The sequence below is a fragment of the Microvenator marinus genome (assembly GCF_007993755.1).
GTDB classification, from domain to species: Bacteria; Myxococcota_A; Bradymonadia; order Bradymonadales; family Bradymonadaceae; genus Allomicrovenator; species Allomicrovenator marinus.
The window spans coordinates 5,597,567-5,615,095 of sequence record NZ_CP042467.1 but is presented as its reverse complement, the minus strand read 5'-3'; the positions used below and the strand labels follow the sequence as shown (position 1 = coordinate 5,615,095).

General features: G+C 55.3%; 16 protein-coding genes. 10 read left to right on the top strand and 6 right to left on the bottom strand.

Translation table 11 applies throughout. The annotated features are described in order from the left end of the window. Positions 1-59: 59 nt before the first annotated feature. On the top strand, positions 60-1,232 hold the full coding sequence (locus tag FRD01_RS23095) for a PrsW family intramembrane metalloprotease (protein ID WP_146963427.1): 1,173 nt from the start codon (positions 60-62) through the stop codon (positions 1,230-1,232). 3 nt (positions 1,233-1,235) lie between these two features. Here FRD01_RS23095 and FRD01_RS23090 read toward each other — a convergent pair whose 3' ends face one another. Then, positions 1,236-3,476 carry a choice-of-anchor Q domain-containing protein gene (locus FRD01_RS23090; RefSeq protein WP_249755849.1) on the bottom strand — a complete coding sequence of 747 codons (2,241 nt, stop codon included), beginning with the start codon at positions 3,474-3,476 and terminating at the stop codon, positions 1,236-1,238. Here FRD01_RS23090 and FRD01_RS23085 point away from each other — a divergent pair, their 5' ends adjacent. The 9 genes from FRD01_RS23085 (at position 3,477) to FRD01_RS23045 (ending at position 12,227) form a co-directional block, all read left to right on the top strand. Beyond that, on the top strand, positions 3,477-4,682 hold the full coding sequence (locus FRD01_RS23085) for a urate hydroxylase PuuD (protein ID WP_146963423.1): 1,206 nt from the start codon (positions 3,477-3,479) through the stop codon (positions 4,680-4,682). A 7-nt stretch (positions 4,683-4,689) separates the two neighbouring features. After that, entirely contained in the window at positions 4,690-4,971 is a 282-nt protein-coding gene (locus FRD01_RS23080) for a hypothetical protein (protein ID WP_146963421.1), read from the top strand. 27 nt (positions 4,972-4,998) lie between these two features. Beyond that, the gene (gene allB, locus FRD01_RS23075) at positions 4,999-6,336 is read left to right on the top strand and encodes an allantoinase AllB (RefSeq protein ID WP_146963420.1); all 1,338 of its coding nucleotides are present in this window, start codon (positions 4,999-5,001) and stop codon (positions 6,334-6,336) included. A 17-nt stretch (positions 6,337-6,353) separates the two neighbouring features. Beyond that, positions 6,354-7,385 (top strand): allantoicase, encoded by a 1,032-nt coding sequence (gene alc, locus FRD01_RS23070; RefSeq protein WP_146963418.1) that lies wholly within the window; start codon positions 6,354-6,356, stop codon positions 7,383-7,385. Then, positions 7,385-7,888, top strand: a complete 504-nt coding sequence (uraD, locus tag FRD01_RS23065; RefSeq protein WP_249755848.1) for a 2-oxo-4-hydroxy-4-carboxy-5-ureidoimidazoline decarboxylase — start codon at positions 7,385-7,387, stop codon at positions 7,886-7,888. The genes alc and uraD overlap by 1 nt, the downstream gene beginning before the upstream one ends. After that, a complete protein-coding gene (gene uraH / locus FRD01_RS23060) occupies positions 7,885-8,226 on the top strand; it encodes a hydroxyisourate hydrolase (protein ID WP_146963414.1) in 342 nt (113 codons plus the stop codon). Before uraD ends, uraH begins: the two co-directional genes overlap by 4 nt. 56 nt (positions 8,227-8,282) lie before the next feature. Further along, a complete protein-coding gene (locus FRD01_RS23055) occupies positions 8,283-9,596 on the top strand; it encodes a hypothetical protein (RefSeq protein ID WP_146963412.1) in 1,314 nt (437 codons plus the stop codon). A gap of 88 nt (positions 9,597-9,684) precedes the next feature. Next, positions 9,685-11,340, top strand: coding sequence for a serine/threonine protein kinase (locus FRD01_RS23050; RefSeq protein ID WP_146963410.1), 1,656 nt, complete (start codon positions 9,685-9,687; stop codon positions 11,338-11,340). Beyond that, positions 11,337-12,227 carry a hypothetical protein gene (locus tag FRD01_RS23045; RefSeq protein WP_146963408.1) on the top strand — a complete coding sequence of 297 codons (891 nt, stop codon included), beginning with the start codon at positions 11,337-11,339 and terminating at the stop codon, positions 12,225-12,227. The genes FRD01_RS23050 and FRD01_RS23045 overlap by 4 nt, the downstream gene beginning before the upstream one ends. Positions 12,228-12,239: 12 nt before the next feature. Here FRD01_RS23045 and FRD01_RS23040 read toward each other — a convergent pair whose 3' ends face one another. From FRD01_RS23040 to FRD01_RS23020, 5 genes are all read right to left on the bottom strand, one after another. After that, positions 12,240-13,097: a hypothetical protein gene (locus tag FRD01_RS23040; RefSeq protein ID WP_249755847.1), complete on the bottom strand. Its 858-nt coding sequence runs from the start codon at positions 13,095-13,097 to the stop codon at positions 12,240-12,242. Between the two features lie 16 nt (positions 13,098-13,113). Next, a complete protein-coding gene (gene speA / locus FRD01_RS23035) occupies positions 13,114-15,036 on the bottom strand; it encodes a biosynthetic arginine decarboxylase (protein ID WP_146963404.1) in 1,923 nt (640 codons plus the stop codon). A gap of 92 nt (positions 15,037-15,128) precedes the next feature. Next, positions 15,129-15,692, bottom strand: a complete 564-nt coding sequence (locus FRD01_RS23030; protein ID WP_146963402.1) for a response regulator transcription factor — start codon at positions 15,690-15,692, stop codon at positions 15,129-15,131. After that, positions 15,689-16,951: an ATP-binding protein gene (locus FRD01_RS23025; RefSeq protein WP_146963400.1), complete on the bottom strand. Its 1,263-nt coding sequence runs from the start codon at positions 16,949-16,951 to the stop codon at positions 15,689-15,691. The genes FRD01_RS23030 and FRD01_RS23025 overlap by 4 nt, the downstream gene beginning before the upstream one ends. Beyond that, positions 16,951-17,376, bottom strand: coding sequence for a FixH family protein (locus tag FRD01_RS23020; RefSeq protein WP_146963398.1), 426 nt, complete (start codon positions 17,374-17,376; stop codon positions 16,951-16,953). The genes FRD01_RS23025 and FRD01_RS23020 overlap by 1 nt, the downstream gene beginning before the upstream one ends. Positions 17,377-17,529 lie beyond the last annotated feature (153 nt).

Sequence of the window (17,529 nt, the reverse complement as noted above, 5' to 3'; positions counted from 1 at the left end):
TCCAGAACGCGCGAACGCGGCTAAGTTCACCTCACAACCTAGCAACTCTCGGAGGACTTATGGGGGAGCAAAAAGCACCCAGCACAATGGCGATTGCCATGGGAAAGAAGAAGCCGGAAACCGGGCGCCAGGTGGCCCTTGGATGTGGTGGTTGTCTGACGCTTATCTTCGGGGTCATTGGGCTGCTCTCAGTATCCACGACACTCTGGTTCGAGTTTACTTCAGCACCACTGAAGTTCGTTATCGCGACGTTCCTTGCCTTCCTCATTTGTGCACCATACGCACTCTTTTACGTCTGGATTGACCGCAATGAGCAAGAACCTTGGCCATTGCTGGCCGCGGCATTCTTATGGGGGGCTGTCGCGTCAACGGGGCTTTCGATAATAGGAAACGAGTTCTCGAGGGGAGTCTTCTCGGCCTTTGTTCAAGACCCTATGATGGTAGGTCAACTCACCGCGAGCCTCTCGGCGCCTCTTTTCGAGGAAATCACCAAAGGATTCGCGCTAGTCTTGATTTACGTGATGTTCCCAAAACACTTCGACAATGTGTTGGACGGCGTGGTCTATGGAGCTTTGGCTGGGCTAGGCTTCGCGACCATCGAAAACATTCTCTATTACGTTCGCTCCGATAGCATCATAGTGACTTTTTGGATGCGTGGAATCGTCTCGGGGGTAGGCTCCCATGCGGCGTACTCGGCAATTTTCGGTGCTGGACTCGGCGCCTTCAGAGTCATGCGAAGGGGTGGTCTTAGATACATCATATTGATGGCTTCGATGGCGCTCGCGATGTTCGTCCACTTCGTCTGGAACTCCGTTGGGCGGATCTTCATGGCAGGTGTTGAGAGTGGCGTCGAAGCCCTATTCTTGAGAATTCCTCTCCAAGCACTCGTGGTCAATGTCCCCTTCTTCATCGCGATGCTTGTCACCGCAGCGTTCGCCCTCAGACACGAATCCAAACTCATCAAGGAGTACTTGAGTACAGAAGACCGCTCTATCGTTAAGGAAGAGGATCTGGAGTTCCTGCTACCGGCAAGGCGCAGAGTGTGGCGAGAATGGAAGCTGCTGCTCGGAGGGAAGTTCTCGGACTATATGAAGGTCACCAAACGCAATAAACTTCTGATTCGTTTGGCATTTGAGAAGTGGCATATGCGTGCCGAGACAGGCATTGGAGACCACGAAACCGCGCAAGGACACGCAGTTGAGGTTATAGAGCTCAGAAAGAAACTTGCCTGACCTTCATTTCTCGTGAGCGCCAATATCACAGCGGTTCTCGCGCAGCACACCACGCTGATCCACCGTGAGAATCTCTCCATCGATACCCGCACAACCGGTTGGGTTGCCCGCATTCACGGCCAATGAAAACGCCTCCGGCTCAAATGTCGCCGTTTCAGAATCTACATAGCCCAGCGGCAAGAGGTTGGCGTCCGCAACAGCTAGATCGTTGTTGTTCGGGCAACCCGTTCCCGTAAAGAGATTAAATCCGAGCGAGACAATTGCACCGTCGGCAGCCACACAAGCCTGCTCAGCGTCGACAATTGAGTTGGCCACCTGAGCGTTTTGACCAGCGTCTAGCTGCAGTCCACCGACCACGGTGGCGTTTCTCAGCCGAACCACAGCGCTCCCCGGACCCACGAGTCCAATCCCGGCGGCCACGGTCGAGTTTTCAAAGTCCAAAAGTAGATCTGCGCCGGCAGACACATAGCCGGCCGCAGGTCCCGCTATAGAGCTTCGCTGCACAAAGGTCGTCGCGTCTTCACTTTCGGCTTCTAGCCTGAAAACGCTCCCATCCGCTGAATTGGAAGCTATATCCGACCCGATGAGGTTTAGGCCGGGTGCACCAAAATCCCCTTCTACGAGCACCATGTAGAGTCCGAGAGACTCGGCCGAGCTCCAGGTTCCAGATGGAGCCCGCATGTACACATTCGCGAGATCGGCGTTTCCACTCCAAAAAATGTGTCCGGCCACCACGCCTGTGTCTGCGAGTGTGGAGTTTTCCAAAGTCGTTCCGCTGAGCTCGAGCTCACCGCTTCCTGAGATTGCAACCCCTCTCAAATCCATCCCTTCCACCGCCATTTGAGTATCTTGAATGAGTCCGTCGATGATGACCAAGGAACTATCTTGAGCCCAGATGACGATACCTTCTGCGCCCCCTTCCCCCGTCACGCCTTGAATTGAGTTTCCGGAGGCGACAAATCCGGTTGGGACAAGAATCTGGGACTCCACGGCCGCTAAGGCTGCGCCTCCTAAACTCATCGGCTCTGCCGGCGCTTCGAGCACGTTGATCGTATTGTCTTCGAGGCTGAGGCCCTCAGCTCCGAACTGAGCTTGCGCAAGATAGAGCCCGGCACCGGAGGCCGAAACAACTCCCGTGAGTTCAATCGTGTTTTCTCGAACCTCCACGTTTTCGAAGTCGAGCGTCGCACCCTCCGCAAACACACCAGCTCCGCCTACGCCCTCAGTACTTCCCTCGAGGCGATTTCCACGCACCTTGCTATCGACCATAGAAAGTTGCCCCAAGACGAGAATCCCCGCCCCGCGCTCGTACGCGAGGTTGTTTTCGACGACCCCGCCCTGGATGAGGAGCTCGGCACCCGCAGCCACCTTGATTCCGGCGCCCTCCGGTCCTTCTCCGCCGCTCACACTCAAGTTGCTCAGAATCACACCGGATGCGCGCACATCCACCACGGTTCCAATTCCAGAGGCCGTGATTCGGGTCTCTTCGGCCCCCTGCCCTACCAATTCTACGGGTTGTTCGATGACGAGGTTTTCTGAAAACTCACCCGCCCCGAGCACGATCACCGGACAGCCTGCACTAAGGCCATCTTGGATGGTCAACAAGTCCGCACCTACCCGACACGTGACCTCGCTGCAATCCGCCGAACACGTGTCACCGTCTTGCCGATTGCCATCATCACACACCTCATCCTCATTGATTTGCCCGTCACCACAACGGTCATTCCTGCAGAACCCGTTGAGGCAGATATCGCTCGCACAATCGGGGTCTGCTTCGCACCGAAGCCCCACTGAACACCCGTCACACGTCAGTCCTCCACAATCGACATCCGTCTCCGAGCCGTTCAGGCGCTCGTCATCACATCGCGAGGGCTGGCATTGTCCACCAAGGCAAATCCCGCTCGAGCAATCATCGGGGCTCGTACATGCAGGCTCAGGCGCGTTTGGGTCTAGACACCTTCCAACCGGACAGAGCCCAGACTCACAGTCGGTCGCGGAGATACATCGTTTTCCGATATCACAGGCGTCGCAAAGCTCTCCGCCACAGTCCACGTCGGTCTCAATCGCGTCCAACACGCCGTTCCCGCAGAAATCCGGCGTGCAATCTTCACCCACGCACTCCGGCGGTGTTCCCGACGTTTCATCGCCGCATCCCAAAAGAATCACCATCGCCAGAAGCGAGGCCTTTGCCCACATGCTCAAAATGTGCGAATGAAGTGGCCTGACTTGAGGAAGGTTTTGCATATGTTGTCTCATATCTTCGACTGGTTGAACTTGGTCGTGCGTTGGATTCACGTCATCGTTGGTGTGGCGTGGATCGGTGCGTCTTTCTACTTCGTGTGGTTGGAGAACCACTTAGAACGGAACAAGGACAGCCTCCCCAAAGGAATTGCTGGCGATCTATGGGCCATTCATGGTGGTGGGTTCTACTACCTCACCAAATACAAGGTCGCTCCGGAGAAGTTGCCTGAAACCTTGCATTGGTTCAAGTGGGAGGCCTATGCCACGTGGATTACAGGCGTATGTTTGCTCTTCATCGTCTACTACATGAACGCTGGCGCCTACATGGTGGACGCCGGCGTGGCCGCCATCAGTCCCGGCGTCAGCATCGCCATCGGCATCGGCTCGCTGGTGGTCGGGTGGATATTCTACGACGTCATCTGCCGCACGCCCCTCCTCAAGAAGCCTGCTCTGATGCTGGTCTTGATGTTCGGTTTCTTAACCTTCTCGGCATGGTTACTCTCCCAGTATCTGGCACCACGAGCGGCCTATATCCACGTAGGCGCCATGATCGGCACCATGATGGCGGGCAACGTGTTTTTCGTCATCATTCCCGGACAGAAGAAGCTCGTGAAGGCAGCTGAAGAGGGGCGAGAGCCGGACCCGTGGGACGGCATCTACGGTGGCCTAAGGTCAAGACACAACAACTATTTTACGCTTCCCGTGCTCTTCATCATGATTTCGAATCACTTCCCTATGACCTACGGCCACCCGTACGGTTGGGCAGTGCTCGCCGCGATTTCGGCCGTGAGTATCGCGATTCGCCACCACTTCAACGTACGCCATAAATCGAACGCCACCATGTGGGTCATGCCCGCAGGGGCAGTGGCTATTGCGCTAATCGCGTGGGTCACAAGCCCTGGCTTCATGGACGCGGACTCGAGCGCGGCGCTCAAGGACCACGCGCCAGTGAGCTTCGCCGAGGCCCAAGCGGTGGTGGCCAAACATTGCTACTCCTGTCACTCGGCCTCACCTACGGACGAGATTTTCGTCATCGCACCCAATGGCGTCAAATTCGATAACACCGAATCCATGGTTCAATACGCTGACTCCATCAAGACGCGCGTGTGGGACGTAAGAAATATGCCGTTTGGCAACAAGTCCACCATCACCGAAGACGAGCGCCTCCTCTTGGCCGCATGGGTCTATCAAGGCGCTAAGGCCCCCTAAAACACATATGTTTCCAGAACTCAGCCCGAGAGAACAAGCGGCCCGTCAGAGGGCTCAGAAGAATCCGAACGTGGCCATCCTCATCTTTCTAGGTGCGCTGGGTCTCTTCGGCTGGAACGTCTACAAGAATCTGCATACGCCCGAAAAAATCTGGGGCACAAAAGCTCTGGATTGCCCGCCCGCAAATCTGAAAATACAAAAAGTCGATGATGTCTCGATCATCCGCGGATGCGATAAGACGGTGAAGGTTCGCTGCACTCAGAACCAATGCGAAGAAGTTTTCGACTAAGCATCCACACGTACACGGAGTCGTACAATGTTTGGAATTAAGAGCACACGGATAGTGGCGAATCATAGCGTTGCCCCAGGAATTCTGGTCATCGATCGCGGCCGAATTCAAACCATCTTCCCCTACCATTTCGAAGGCCTCGAGCGCGTCGAAGACGTAGGTGAGGCATGGGTGATACCAGGACTGGTAGACCCACATGTCCACATCAACGAGCCCGGAAACACCGAGTGGGAAGGCATCGCGTCCGCCACCAAAGCTGCCGCTGCTGGCGGTGTGACAACCCTTGTGGATATGCCGTTGAACTCGATTCCGGTGACCACCTCCGTTGAGGCACTTCAGCAGAAAGTTAAGGCCGCTCAAGGACAAGCGATGGTAGACCTTAGCTTTTGGGGCGGTGTAGTCCCCGGAGAAGTAAAGAACCTCGACGACCTTTCGGCACAGGGCGTGCCGGGATTTAAGACCTTCATGATCGACTCGGGCCTTCCAGAGTTTGCCGCATCGGACGAAAAGACTCTGCGCGAATCTATGCCGATTATCGCCAAGAACGGCCTCAAACTCCTCGCCCACGCGGAGTTGGACCTCGGCCACAAGCTCGCCGGAAGCCCAGCCGTTTATGAGAACTTCTTGAACTCCCGGCCTCAAGAGTGGGAATACGAGGCCATTTCGCTGCTGATCAAACTTGTGCGGGAGACCCGATGCCCGGTCCATATCGTCCATCTCGCGGCGGCTTCGTGCTTAGAGATGCTCGCTGAAGCGCGAGCCGAAGGGTTACCCATCACGGTAGAAACTTGCCCGCACTACCTGGTCTTTTCGTCGGAGCAAATTGCCGCCGGCCAAACGCAATTCAAATGCTGTCCGCCTATCCGAGACGCGGCCAACCGTGAGGCGCTCTGGCAGGGACTCAGGGACGGCATCATCGATATGGTCACCACTGACCACTCGCCCTGTGTGCCTGCGCTCAAACAAAAGGGAGGCGGGGATTTCGGCCAGGCATGGGGCGGAATCGCGAGCCTGGGGCTCGCCCTGCCATTGATGTGGACCGAGGCGCAAAAACGCGGCTTCGAGATGACCGATATCGTGAAATGGATGGCGAGCGACACGGCTAGGCTTGCGTCCTTGGACAACTTGAAGGGCGCCTTGCAGCCCGGCTTGCTTGCCGATGTCGTGGTCTTCGATGGCGATCAAGAGTGGACAATCGGATCAGAATCGCTATACATGCGGCACCCTTTCACACCTTTTGAAGGTATGAAAGTGAAAGGACGAGTACTCGCCACCTATCTGAGCGGCGAAAAAGTTTATTCTCTACAAGACGGTTTTCCGGGCGCTCCGAATGGGAAAGTGCGTTTGATCGCGCCTGCGAAATGATTTGAAGGATTTAAAGAATGTCGAACACATCTGAAACTGTTTTTACGGGTCTTGTTGACCTGCTTGCCCAGCAACTTGGCGGCCGCGCACTCGCTTGCTCGGACGATTTTTTCGCCGAAATGGGAAATCTCGTGAAGCCCGGCCGTGGCGTGTTTTTGCCCGACGAATACACGGACCGCGGAAAGTGGATGGATGGCTGGGAATCGAGACGACGCCGCGGAGGCGCCGACCACGACTGGTGCATCCTCAAGCTCGGTGTGCCAGGAAAAGTGCGGGCGCTCGACATCGACACCAACCATTTCCTCGGAAACCACCCACCCTACGCGGCTCTGGACGCGGTTTTTGCACCGGATGCGAGTCTCGAAGATTTGCAAAACGCGGAGTGGAACGAGATTTTGCCGCAATCGCCTCTCAAGCCGGGCTCTCAGAATATCTTTGTCGCACCGAGCGATGAGCCTATCTCGCACGTTCGCCTCCGGATTTTCCCGGATGGTGGCGTTGCTCGACTCAGAGTTTGGGGCGACGTGGTGACCGATTGGAAGCTCACGGAGGACCGAGAAGATACCATCGTGATGGTGCAGCCAAACGAAGTCGATTTGGTTTCTTTGAGAAATGGTGGGCGCGCGTTGGCATGCAGCGATATGTTCTTCAGCCCCATGGAAAACCTCATTCTTCCTGGGTCTGCCGCTAATATGGGTGGTGGCTGGGAGACGCGGCGCAAGCGCACACCGGGCCACGACTGGATGATTCTGCAGCTCGGCGCACGAGGAACACTCACAATGGCTGTGCTTGACACCCAATATTTCAAAGGCAACTTTCCGGAGAGTGCATCGCTCGAGGGAATCGACGCACCTGGCGCCAGGATTACGGATTTGATCAACTCTGAGGATTGGGTCGAGATCATTCCTCGGACCAAAATGGAATCGCACAAACGCTTCCATTTCAGGGATGAACTCAAGTCTGCCGGCCCAATCACTCATGTTCGGGTGAACACGTTCCCGGACGGCGGGTTGTCCAGAATGCGACTCTACGGAATCCGGGAGGAATAGTGATTGCCAAACTGAACGCACTCGAGCGGAACGAAGCCGTTGCGGTCTTCCAAAAATGCTGCGGTTCGTCGGCCTGGGCCAGTAAAATGGCGGAATCCAGGCCCTTCGAAACTCTGCAGGAAATTCACGAGGCGGCAGACGCACTCTGGGCAGAGGTCGGACGCGAGGACGTCTTGGAGGCTTTCACCCATCACCCCGAAATCGGGGCGGATGTGGACCTCTTGCGCCAAAAGTTCGCGTCTACAGCCACGTGGTCCGCAGGAGAACAGTCAAGCGTTTCGCAAGCTTCGGAGGACACGCTTCACGCACTCCGGGACGGCAACCTCGCCTACAAGGCGAAATTCGGCTATATTTTCATCGTCTGCGCTACAGGTAAGTCGGCCGAAGAGATGCTCCAAATCCTGGAGGCTCGGCTGCCGAATTCCCCTGAGGTTGAGTTTGAAATCGCCAAAGGAGAGCAGGCGAAAATCACGCGCTTAAGACTGGAGAAGCTCGAGCTATGAAAAGCCCAATCACGACGCACATCTTGGATACCTCTCGTGGAAAACCCGCTCAGGGCGTAAGCATTAGACTTGAGAGATTCGGCGAGAATGGCTTTGAAGAGATTGGCAGCGGTACCACGAATGAAGACGGTCGCGTCACGGACCTGCTAGATCATTCAGACTTTAAGAACGGTACGTACCGAATTCATTTCGAAGTCGCGCCTTATTATGCGAAGCTTGGTCAGAAGACCTTCTATCCTGCCGTCTCCATCGACTTTATTGTGGACGCTTCAGACGAGCACTACCACGTCCCTCTTCTCTTAAACCCCTTTGGCTTCTCGACCTATCGCGGAAGCTGAGCCCGCTTGTACAAGTCTCGCGCCCGAGATATCTTAGGTTCATACAGAGGTTATGTGTGAACGCGAAAGTCATCCTTTTAGGCATGGGCCTTTCTATTGCGGCATTTACTGGTTGTGCATCTGACACCTGCACAACTGATAGTGATTGCCCCGCAAACAATGTGTGTTTGAACGCTGGAGGGGTCGTCTTTTCAGGTAAAGAATGTGTGCCACTCGTGGAACCATTATCGGACAACTCGGATATGTCCGGTGAATCGGATCTGGATTTCGACGACGCATCTGGAGGCGATTTAGATTCGGGCGGCGATGGTATTGAAGACATGCCTGATACGCCAATCCAAGACATGCAAGACGTCGACTTGCCGGACCTTGCTGATCTCGACTTAGGCGATATGGCGTCGGACCAGAATACTCCTAACGACCGCGACGGGGACAACGTACCGGATTCACTTGATAACTGCCCGGACGTCTACAATCCATCTCAAGCGAGTGAAAGTGGTGGAATTGGAGATGCCTGCAATCCCGAACCGGTCGGAGAGCTCTGCCTGACGCAGGAGCTAAAGCACGACTTTATTCCTCCCGAGTTCTACGTTCTCGTGGACCTCTCGGGCTCGATGGCCACGAAGATCGACGAGGTTGGCAATGCCTTTTTCAGCTCATCTTTCGGTGACCAAATTTCCACCACAAGGTTTGGGCTTGGCACCTTTCAATCTGGAACGTGCCCGGGTTTTTCACACCATTTAGATATTGGCATTCATTCGCCCACCGCTCTTGCTTTGACGTGGGCGGGATTTGAGCCTGATGGAAACGCCACGCTACGTAGCGCACTACAGACGGTTCAAACCGAAATGCTTGGTCCCAACGGTTTTGGTTCCGGGCGTAGAAATCACATTCTGATCTTTGATGGAGGTGACGCTACTGGGTGCATGTTTACGATCGACGAGGTTGAAGAGATTAGAACCATGTTGCTGCAAAACGTGCGCTCACACATCATTGGGTATCAATACGCGCTTGCATCTCCCAATCTTCCGGAGAGTCTTGCGGCCGAAGGCGGTACGGGGGGGACATTCTCCAACGACCAACCACACTTGGTGACTAATGTCACAAACCTTCGAGCCGCCCTTGACGGGATCTACGCAGAAGAACTCGCGCTCTCGTATGACTTCAAGTGCGAGATTACCTTACCAGCTGGAAACTACACCGATTTCTGGGTCGAAGTATTGGGCAGTCGCGTGCCTCTCGACCCGCAAAACGGATATACGCAATCAGGGCAGAAAATCATTTTGCATGGCGCTGCTTGCGACGAAGCCCGCATCTATGATGATGATGAAACCGTCAGGGCTCGAATTCAAGCCCGGTGTGCGGAGTAGAGGCGAAGCGGACGTGCCCGCTTGTACACAACCATCAACTTCATGTATCCTCGCAACGCTCAGGGACTCCGCACAATGAAGCTTGGACATGCTCTTACCCACAGTTGGTGAAACCGTAAATGAGCGATACCGAATCGATGCGGTATTGGCTCGGGGTGGAATGGGGGTGGTCTACCGCGCCACGCAGCTGGCCGTGGGACGCGAAGTTGCTGTGAAGATGGTGCTGGCTGAAAACCAGGACAACGACCGCCACCTTGAGAGATTCAGGCGCGAAGTCAATATCGCCATGCGTCTCAAACACCCGAGCATCGTTGAGATTTACGATTTTGGACAAACCCATGACGGCATGAACTTCATCGTCATGGAGTTTATTGAAGGCGAGGATTTGAAGGCGCTGGTCAACAAGACTGGTGCGTTTTCGGTGGGGCGAACACGCACAATCATCGAACAGGTCCTAGACGCCCTCTGTGCCGCCCACGAAAATCGCGTCATTCACCGCGACCTCAAGCCCTCAAACATCATGCTCACCAAGGTTGGCCGAGGCCGCGAGCTTCCGAAGATCTTGGACTTCGGCATCGCCAAATCAGTGGGCGAGCAGACGGAACTTACGATGTCCGGCGAGGTCCTGGGCTCGATACCCTATCTCGCGCCAGAAGGGCTGCGCGGTGAGGGGATCACGTACGGTGTGGATGTTTACGCAATAGGGCTCATCATTCTGGAAATGCTCACCGGCTCGCGCGTGCGCCAGGGTCCGAACACGGCCCAGATCGTAGCCCAACACCTCACCAAAGACGTCACCATCCCCGACGAAATCGAAGGTACCTTGCTCGCCGCTTTTTTGCGCCGCGCGTGCTCACGTAATCCGGCCGAAAGATTCCCGCACGCCATGGCCATGTACGACGAGCTTGAGGCGGCCTTCGACTCGGTGGACCAGAACCTGGTTTGCGAGGCGCAGATTGTGGCGCAAGTTGAAGACCCTTATTCGGCCTTCTCCAATATTGACGAGGCTCCGACTACGGCAACCCCGTCGCATTCGGGTGGTTTTGAAGCTCCGCCCACTCTTTTGACCCCTCGCGACCGCACAGGCACCGCGGAGGTTGTAGAGCGCCCTACCCTGCCCATGCCACGGATTTCGGAGCAGATGATTGCGGAACGTCGCGCGGAATCGTCTAGCGGGACCTTCACGCAGTCCAAACCTGAGCCTATCCCAGTCTTCACGCCAGCCGCTCAGACTAGCTCTTTGCCATCAAAAGAAAGCTCCTCGAAGAAGATGGCCGTAGGAATTGGGATTGTAGCCCTCGTCTTAGTTGGAGGCCTCATCTTCGCCTTCAATGGCACCCCTGAGACCGAACCAACGGAAGAACCAGGACTCGCTGCCTCTGAAATCCCACCACAACTGCCCGAACCCAAGATTGAGCCAGAACCCAGTGTGATTGAATCACCACCTCTTGCGGCCCCGACGGAGCCCGAGATGGCGTTTGATGAAGATGAGGAGATGGTCCCGACTGACTCAGCACCTGTTGTGGCAGAGGAAACCGTCGTTGAAGAAAAACCAGCGAGAATCGAGAAAAAAGAAGAGCCAAAGACGGCGAAACGCGCGGTGCTCTCACCGTTTGACGAAGACCCCGTCAAAGCTCAAAACGATTCTACTTCAAAAAAACCTGCAAATAGGGATACTCAGAGACGTCAAGACAAAGAGCGTCAAGAGAAGAAAGACGACCCTTTCAGTGTAGGAAAGTTTTGAAAACCGCACTTCCATTCAGCCTTGCAATCGTCTTCATGAGTTCTGCAGCGTGGGCGCAACCCTCTGATGCAGATGTCGAGAAGTACAAATCTCTGACTACCGAGGCAGCTCAGACCTTTGAAGAAGGCGACTTCCGAAAAACCATCGAGCTCCTGAGCGAGGCGCGCGTTATTCATGACCACCCGGACCTCTCGTACAATATCGGGCGTTCGTATGAGGCCATGAGCTGGTGCAATCGCGCTCGAGAGACGTTTTCAATCTACGTCAAACGCGATGATGTCCCAAAGAAGGACCGGAGTGCGGCCACAGAACGGCTCGAATCCCTCAAAGATTGTGTCGAGAAACGGCTCCTGACGGTAGAATGCGATCCCGCGAACACCACGCTCCTCCTCAACGGCGAAACACCTCTGGCGTGTGCGACTCCTACGGAGCTCACGGAAGGAAGCTACAGCGTTGAGGCTAGCGCGGATGGCTTTTTGCCAAGTGTCTACAGCGTCAATATCAATGCTTTTAGCGACGATATCTCACTGCAAACAAAGCTCGCTCCGGCCGAAATCGCCACCGTTGAGGAAGTCGTGGTACCTCAAGACTCCTCGGATTGGCGCCCCGTCACGGGCTGGACGCTCGTTGGTGTTGGGGCGGGTGCATTGGTCGCCGGCCTTGTTCTAGACGCCACGTCTGGCGTTGATTCGGTTGAGGTCGGCGCCGTTGACCAGGTCAACTCAGATGCGGAATCCAGAAGGACAGCTATCACCGCGCTCTACATTGGCGGTGCGGTGCTTGGAGCTGCAGGAGCAGGCATCCTTATCTGGGAGATGACCGATAGCCAAGAAAGCGCGTCTCTCAGCGTACGTCCTGACCAAGTCTCATTCACCTACAAATTCTAGACGGCTCAGAGTCTAGAATTCGAGCCGCAAGCCCAACGCTGGGTAGAGCGTCAGTCCGGAGACGTCGATATCACGACCGAGCGCACTGACGCCGAAATCGTAGTAGAGAACGTTCAGCTCAAAGAGCAGCCTAACCCACTTATAGCCAGCAGAGCCGCCCACCACACCTCCCATCTGGATGATGGAATCGTTGGTGGAAAGCTCCTCTCCGCTCGCGTCTGAAATGCGCTGGAGAATCGACGCATCAATGGTGGAATAGCCAAACTTCAGACCACCATAGGCCGTGAAAAACTGACTCATGTCTTTGGAAATGAGCAGAGGCACCCAGAAATCATTTCGGACGATATCTTCGAGTTCAAAGATATCGACCAAAAAGCTCGGGACCGGAGGCTCCGTGGTCTGGCGGAAGAATTGAAACCCGAGGCTCATGTCTGCAAAATGGCCTGCATCGTGCCGCAGAAATTGATATTTCGTCTCGAGCCTGTACCCCGCTGTGGTGTAGGCGCCGCCTACTTCGAGGCCCTTGAAAATGCCTACCCGAACACCAAATTCAGGAATAGGCGTCGGGCCAACGATCAGCGCCGAAAATGCAGCCCCGATGATGGCATCCACGTCTTCGTTTGTAAGCGAAGGCTCCATGCCCTCAGCCAAATCGTCTTTGGCTCGGTTCGCGGCAACTTTGCCCTGGTCGTAAATCGCCGAAATAGCAGACGGGGCAACGTGGACGCCCACGTTGGCGTTGATTTCAAAGTCACCAGGCTCAAGTGACTTGGCTGTTTGCAGCGTAGATGCCGGAGATGCGCACGAGCCAGCCAAAAGACCCGCTACACCAAGAAGCACTAGATTCAGTAATGCCTTTGATTTCATCATCGCTCCAAGTTCGGCTCTACTCGTTGAGATACGTATAACTGCCCATCGCATCTTCGTAATGTTTCATGAACATACGAAGTTGCTCAAGCGTCATACGGCCCTCATTATGAGTCCTCTCGGCCTGCCGTCTCACGCGCTCAACCATCTTCTCGGCATTGTATTGAACGTAAGACAAGACCTCAGCGATGGTGTCGCCCTTGATAACGTCCGAGACGCTATAGCCATTATCTTCGAGGCGGACGTGTACGGTATTGGTGTCCCCGAAGAGGTTGTGCAAATCGCCAAGAATCTCCTGGTACGAACCAATCAGGAACATCCCGAGCAAGTATGGCTCGCCCGGTTTGACCTCGTGGACGTCAAGCGATGACTTAATGTCCTCAACGTCGATGAACTTCTTGATCATGCCATCGCTATCGCACGTCAAATCGGCAAGTCTGGCCTTGAGTTCAGGCTCTTCATCAAGCCTGTGAATAGGCATGATGGGGAAGAGTTGGTCCATGGCCCAGATATCGGGTGCGCTTTGGAAAAGCGAGAAGTTGCAATAGTAGATATGGCCCAGAAGCTCGTCCAAATTGGCCAGCTCCTCGGGAATTCTTTGACGGTCTTTTAGTCGGTCGCGAATCTTGACACAGCAAGCCCTGAAGAGGGTTTCGGTCGCCGCCAAGTCTCGCATCCCCAGGAATCCGAATCGAAAAAGAGAGCGAGATTCCTCAAGCGCCTGGTTCGCATCGTGCCAGGATTCCTGCACATTTTTGGGCATGATGTTCTCATAGGTTTCCCAAAGGTCGTGCAGCACGCGCGGCGCATCCTCTGACGGCTTCGTGGCCTCAGAATTGGAGCTCGACTCGCCAACGGCATCAAAAATCAGCACCGATTGGTAGGACGAAACGGCGCGCCCACTCTCGCTGACGATGGTTGGATGCGGGACCTCATGCTTGTCACACGCGTCTTGGATGCCACCGACGACATCGTTCGCGTACTCTTGAACGCCGTAGTTCATGGAGGCGTAGAAGTCGGTCTTGGAGCCGTCATAATCCACGGCCAAGCCACCGCCCACGTCGAGGTAGCCCATCTTGCAGCCCATGCGCACGAGCTCCACGTAGATATGCCCAGCTTCGCGCAATGCGTTCTTCCAAGGCGTGATCGAAGAAACCTGCGAGCCAATATGGAAGTGTAGGAGCTGCAGACAATCGAGCATATCGCGCTTCTTGAGTTCGTCGACCACATGAACAATCTGAGCCGTCGTTAACCCGAATTTTGCGCGGTCGCCGGCCGAGTCCGCCCAGCGCCCCATGCCTTTACTCGCCAATTTAGAGCGCACGCCAAGCATCGGCCTGATACCGAGTCGCTCACTCGCCTCCAGAACGAGTTCGATTTCGTCAGGTCGCTCGATGACGATCACCACAGTGTTATCAAAACGTTGAGCGATGAGAGCGGTCTCGATGAAGGCGCTGTCTTTATAGCCATTACAAACGATGAACCCGTCTGGCTCGTCCATTGCGGAAAGCGCAATCAGGAGCTCCGGTTTGGAGCCCGCTTCGAGGCCGTATTTCCACGGTCTTCCTGCCTTAACGATCTCGTCCACAAGGTGGCGTTGTTGGTTCACCTTGATCGGAAACACGCCGCGATAGACGCCCTGATATCCGTACTCTTGGATGGCTCGGCGGAAACATTCATTGAGAAGCTGAATACGATGGTGAAGAATATCCGGAAAACGAATCAAAAGAGGCAGCGCGAGTCCGCGCATTTGGAGCTGCTCAGTCAGCCTATAAAGGTCGATTCCACGATCCTCCTTAGGCGTAGGCCTGACCTCAACATTACCCTCGGCATTCACTGTAAAATAGGGGCTTCCCCAACCTTGAATATGGTAAAGGTCACGGCTTTTTTCCACCGTCCAAACGTCCTGCTCTTCGATCCCTTCATCCAAGACACTTGCCATCGGCGTCTCCTTCCCAAACTAGCGACGACCATCGCGCTCCGCGGGGCGCGCAAGCTAGCGTAGAGTGCGGAAAAAGTCCACACCGCCCGCCTTCATTTCTGAGGAGGATGTTTGGCGAGTTTGCGTTGGAGCGAGCGGCGATGAATCCCTAGAATTCGGGCAGCCTGGGATATATTGCCTCCGCAATCCGAGAGCACTCGGTTGATATGCTCCCACTCGGCACGGGCCAACGAGGGCGCCTCTTCGTACGAGACTTCGCCGGAGGTTAATGCCGGCTCTTTCTGGGTGAGGGCATGAAGAATTTCGTCTGCGTCCGCGGGTTTAGTGAGGTAGGAGACCGCGCCCAACTTCACAGCGTCCACAGCCGTGGCGATACTGCCGTATCCAGTCAAGATGATCGCGCGCAGATGCGGCGAGAGCTCCAAGAGCTCCTTCAGAACCTGTAGACCGTTGGACTCGGTGCTTATTCTCAAGTCGATGACTCCAAACTCGGGGTCGTGTTCACGAACGATATCGGCCGCAGACCTGGCATCGGCCGTATGCCAAACTTCAAACCCTCGGGTCTCGAAGGCGCGAGCAAGGCGAGGCCTAAAGACTTCGTCATCATCCACAATGAGCAATGTAAGCTTGTGTTCCGACTCGGCACCTTGACTCATTTTCGCCTCTCACATGGAATCTCGATCCGCACAGTGGTTCCCGAATCTAAGTCAGACTCCACGTGGATTTGCCCTCCGAGGTCTCGAATCATTCGGTAGGCGAGGAAGAGCCCGAGGCCCATTCCTTGCCCATGCTCGCGAGTGGTAAAGAAGGGCTCAAAAATGCGTGCTTTTGTCTCAGCATCCATTCCCTTGCCCTCGTCCTTCACCAAGACCACCACTCCTTCCTCACCCTTGGAAAACCGAAGCAGAACTTCTGATTCGCCCGCTTGCAGGCCGTTTCGAACCACCCCACGTACAATCTGCGCAAGCCCCGCTCGTGGCGCATAAATCCAGCAGCTAGACGCATCGTCGTCGATTTCAACTCGTAGTCGTTCACCATCCGAGAGATCCTCCATGATGGCCGTGCTCAACTCGACAACCGAGATAGGTTCCGACGCCTCCCCCATCATGGCTCCGGCATCCAGTGAGAGCTGTGAAAGTACGCGGCGGCATCGCGCCACCTCAAAATTCACCAAACGGGCATCCTCGCCAAGTTCCGGACGCTCAGATTGCAGCGCCAGCTCGAGCTCCTTTGCTACAACTGCAATCGTTGAGAGCGGCGTGGCCAGTTCGTGGGCTGCGCCAGCGGCCAGCGTTGCCAGAGCGGTGAGCCGCGATTCCTGTTCTTGGAGCTCACGCACTCGCCTCAAGGCATCCTCCTGCTCTGCCAGGTGTCGTCTCAACCCCATCACAAAGAGAATGATTAGGATGGCAGTGACCGCTAGGGCCCACCACATCCCCTCCAAGTGAAGGGTCAACGCTGCTCCGTGGTGCATATGATGGGCATGAGGATCCCAAAGCCACGGACTGAATAGAGCCCCATAGGCCCCTAGGCTCACCACACTAAGCGCTGCTACCCAACGAAAACTCAGAGTGAGCGCCGCAATGGTGACATGAACCAGATACATCAAGGTGAAGGGATTGAACGGGCCTCCGGTCGCCTGGAGCAGAACACTGAGCAGAATCACATCGATGGCCATAATCCACGCAAGCGTGCTCTCCGGCATCGGCTTGCTCTTGACCCACCAAGACAACACCGCGTTCGATAGAACCTCAAAGGCGAAAAGACTTGCTATGACAGGCAGAGAGACGCTCAGCCCAAGCCAAAACACGACGATCCCCAACACCACAACTTGGGCGGCAATAGCGCACCAACGCAGCCAAATCAGCCATTTCCCGAGCCCTTCAGCCTCAGCAGGTGGGGAGAATCTTTGCATTACATGGGTACCATCACGTTGAAGACAAACTCCTTGCCATCCGCATTTACCTGCACTTCCCAAGCCCCTCCCATGTTGAACGTCACGGTAGCGGTGTATTCGCCCTCTCCGGTTGTCTCAACGGTGGTCGGTACGGCCGTCCCATGACCATGAGCGGGCATCCAGCCTTCGACATCGAACTCGGTGGCGTCGACTGGGCCATCCGGATCAATGAGTTTGAACTGAAACTCGTTGGCGCCCACCACGTAATCCGCGTCCGGCGGGATCATTTCCAATGTCCATCCATCCACGGTCTGCACGAGTTCGACTACGTGATTGTTCGTGGTCGAGTGGTTGTGATGGTCCCCATGGTCTGAGTGGTCAGAGTGCTCTCCACACGAGACGACGAAAACGGAGGCGATGATTGCGATGATAAACTTTGTCATGGTGACTCCCTTTTTGAGGACCAATCAGGTTCCTTTTACCTGCAATAACGAACTAGCGCACGCCCTTGCGACTATCCATGTGGCAATTCGTCGCACCTGACCTAGATCATGATTTTTCGGTCTAAAGACACCCATATCTAAACCTGCGAATTT

What these genes read in the sequence shown, in the direction of transcription:
- FRD01_RS23095 (WP_146963427.1), top strand. Translation starts at nt 60, where the DNA reads ATGGGGGAGCAAAAAGCACCCAGCACAATGGCGATTGCCATGGGAAAG.
- FRD01_RS23090 (WP_249755849.1), bottom strand. Translation starts at nt 3,476, where the DNA reads ATGCAAAACCTTCCTCAAGTCAGGCCACTTCATTCGCACATTTTGAGC.
- FRD01_RS23085 (WP_146963423.1), top strand. Translation starts at nt 3,477, where the DNA reads ATGTTGTCTCATATCTTCGACTGGTTGAACTTGGTCGTGCGTTGGATT.
- FRD01_RS23080 (WP_146963421.1), top strand. Translation starts at nt 4,690, where the DNA reads ATGTTTCCAGAACTCAGCCCGAGAGAACAAGCGGCCCGTCAGAGGGCT.
- allB (WP_146963420.1), top strand. Translation starts at nt 4,999, where the DNA reads ATGTTTGGAATTAAGAGCACACGGATAGTGGCGAATCATAGCGTTGCC.
- alc (WP_146963418.1), top strand. Translation starts at nt 6,354, where the DNA reads ATGTCGAACACATCTGAAACTGTTTTTACGGGTCTTGTTGACCTGCTT.
- uraH (WP_146963414.1), top strand. Translation starts at nt 7,885, where the DNA reads ATGAAAAGCCCAATCACGACGCACATCTTGGATACCTCTCGTGGAAAA.
- FRD01_RS23050 (WP_146963410.1), top strand. Translation starts at nt 9,685, where the DNA reads ATGCTCTTACCCACAGTTGGTGAAACCGTAAATGAGCGATACCGAATC.
- FRD01_RS23040 (WP_249755847.1), bottom strand. Translation starts at nt 13,097, where the DNA reads ATGATGAAATCAAAGGCATTACTGAATCTAGTGCTTCTTGGTGTAGCG.
- speA (WP_146963404.1), bottom strand. Translation starts at nt 15,036, where the DNA reads ATGGCAAGTGTCTTGGATGAAGGGATCGAAGAGCAGGACGTTTGGACG.
- FRD01_RS23030 (WP_146963402.1), bottom strand. Translation starts at nt 15,692, where the DNA reads ATGAGTCAAGGTGCCGAGTCGGAACACAAGCTTACATTGCTCATTGTG.
- FRD01_RS23025 (WP_146963400.1), bottom strand. Translation starts at nt 16,951, where the DNA reads ATGCAAAGATTCTCCCCACCTGCTGAGGCTGAAGGGCTCGGGAAATGG.
- FRD01_RS23020 (WP_146963398.1), bottom strand. Translation starts at nt 17,376, where the DNA reads ATGACAAAGTTTATCATCGCAATCATCGCCTCCGTTTTCGTCGTCTCG.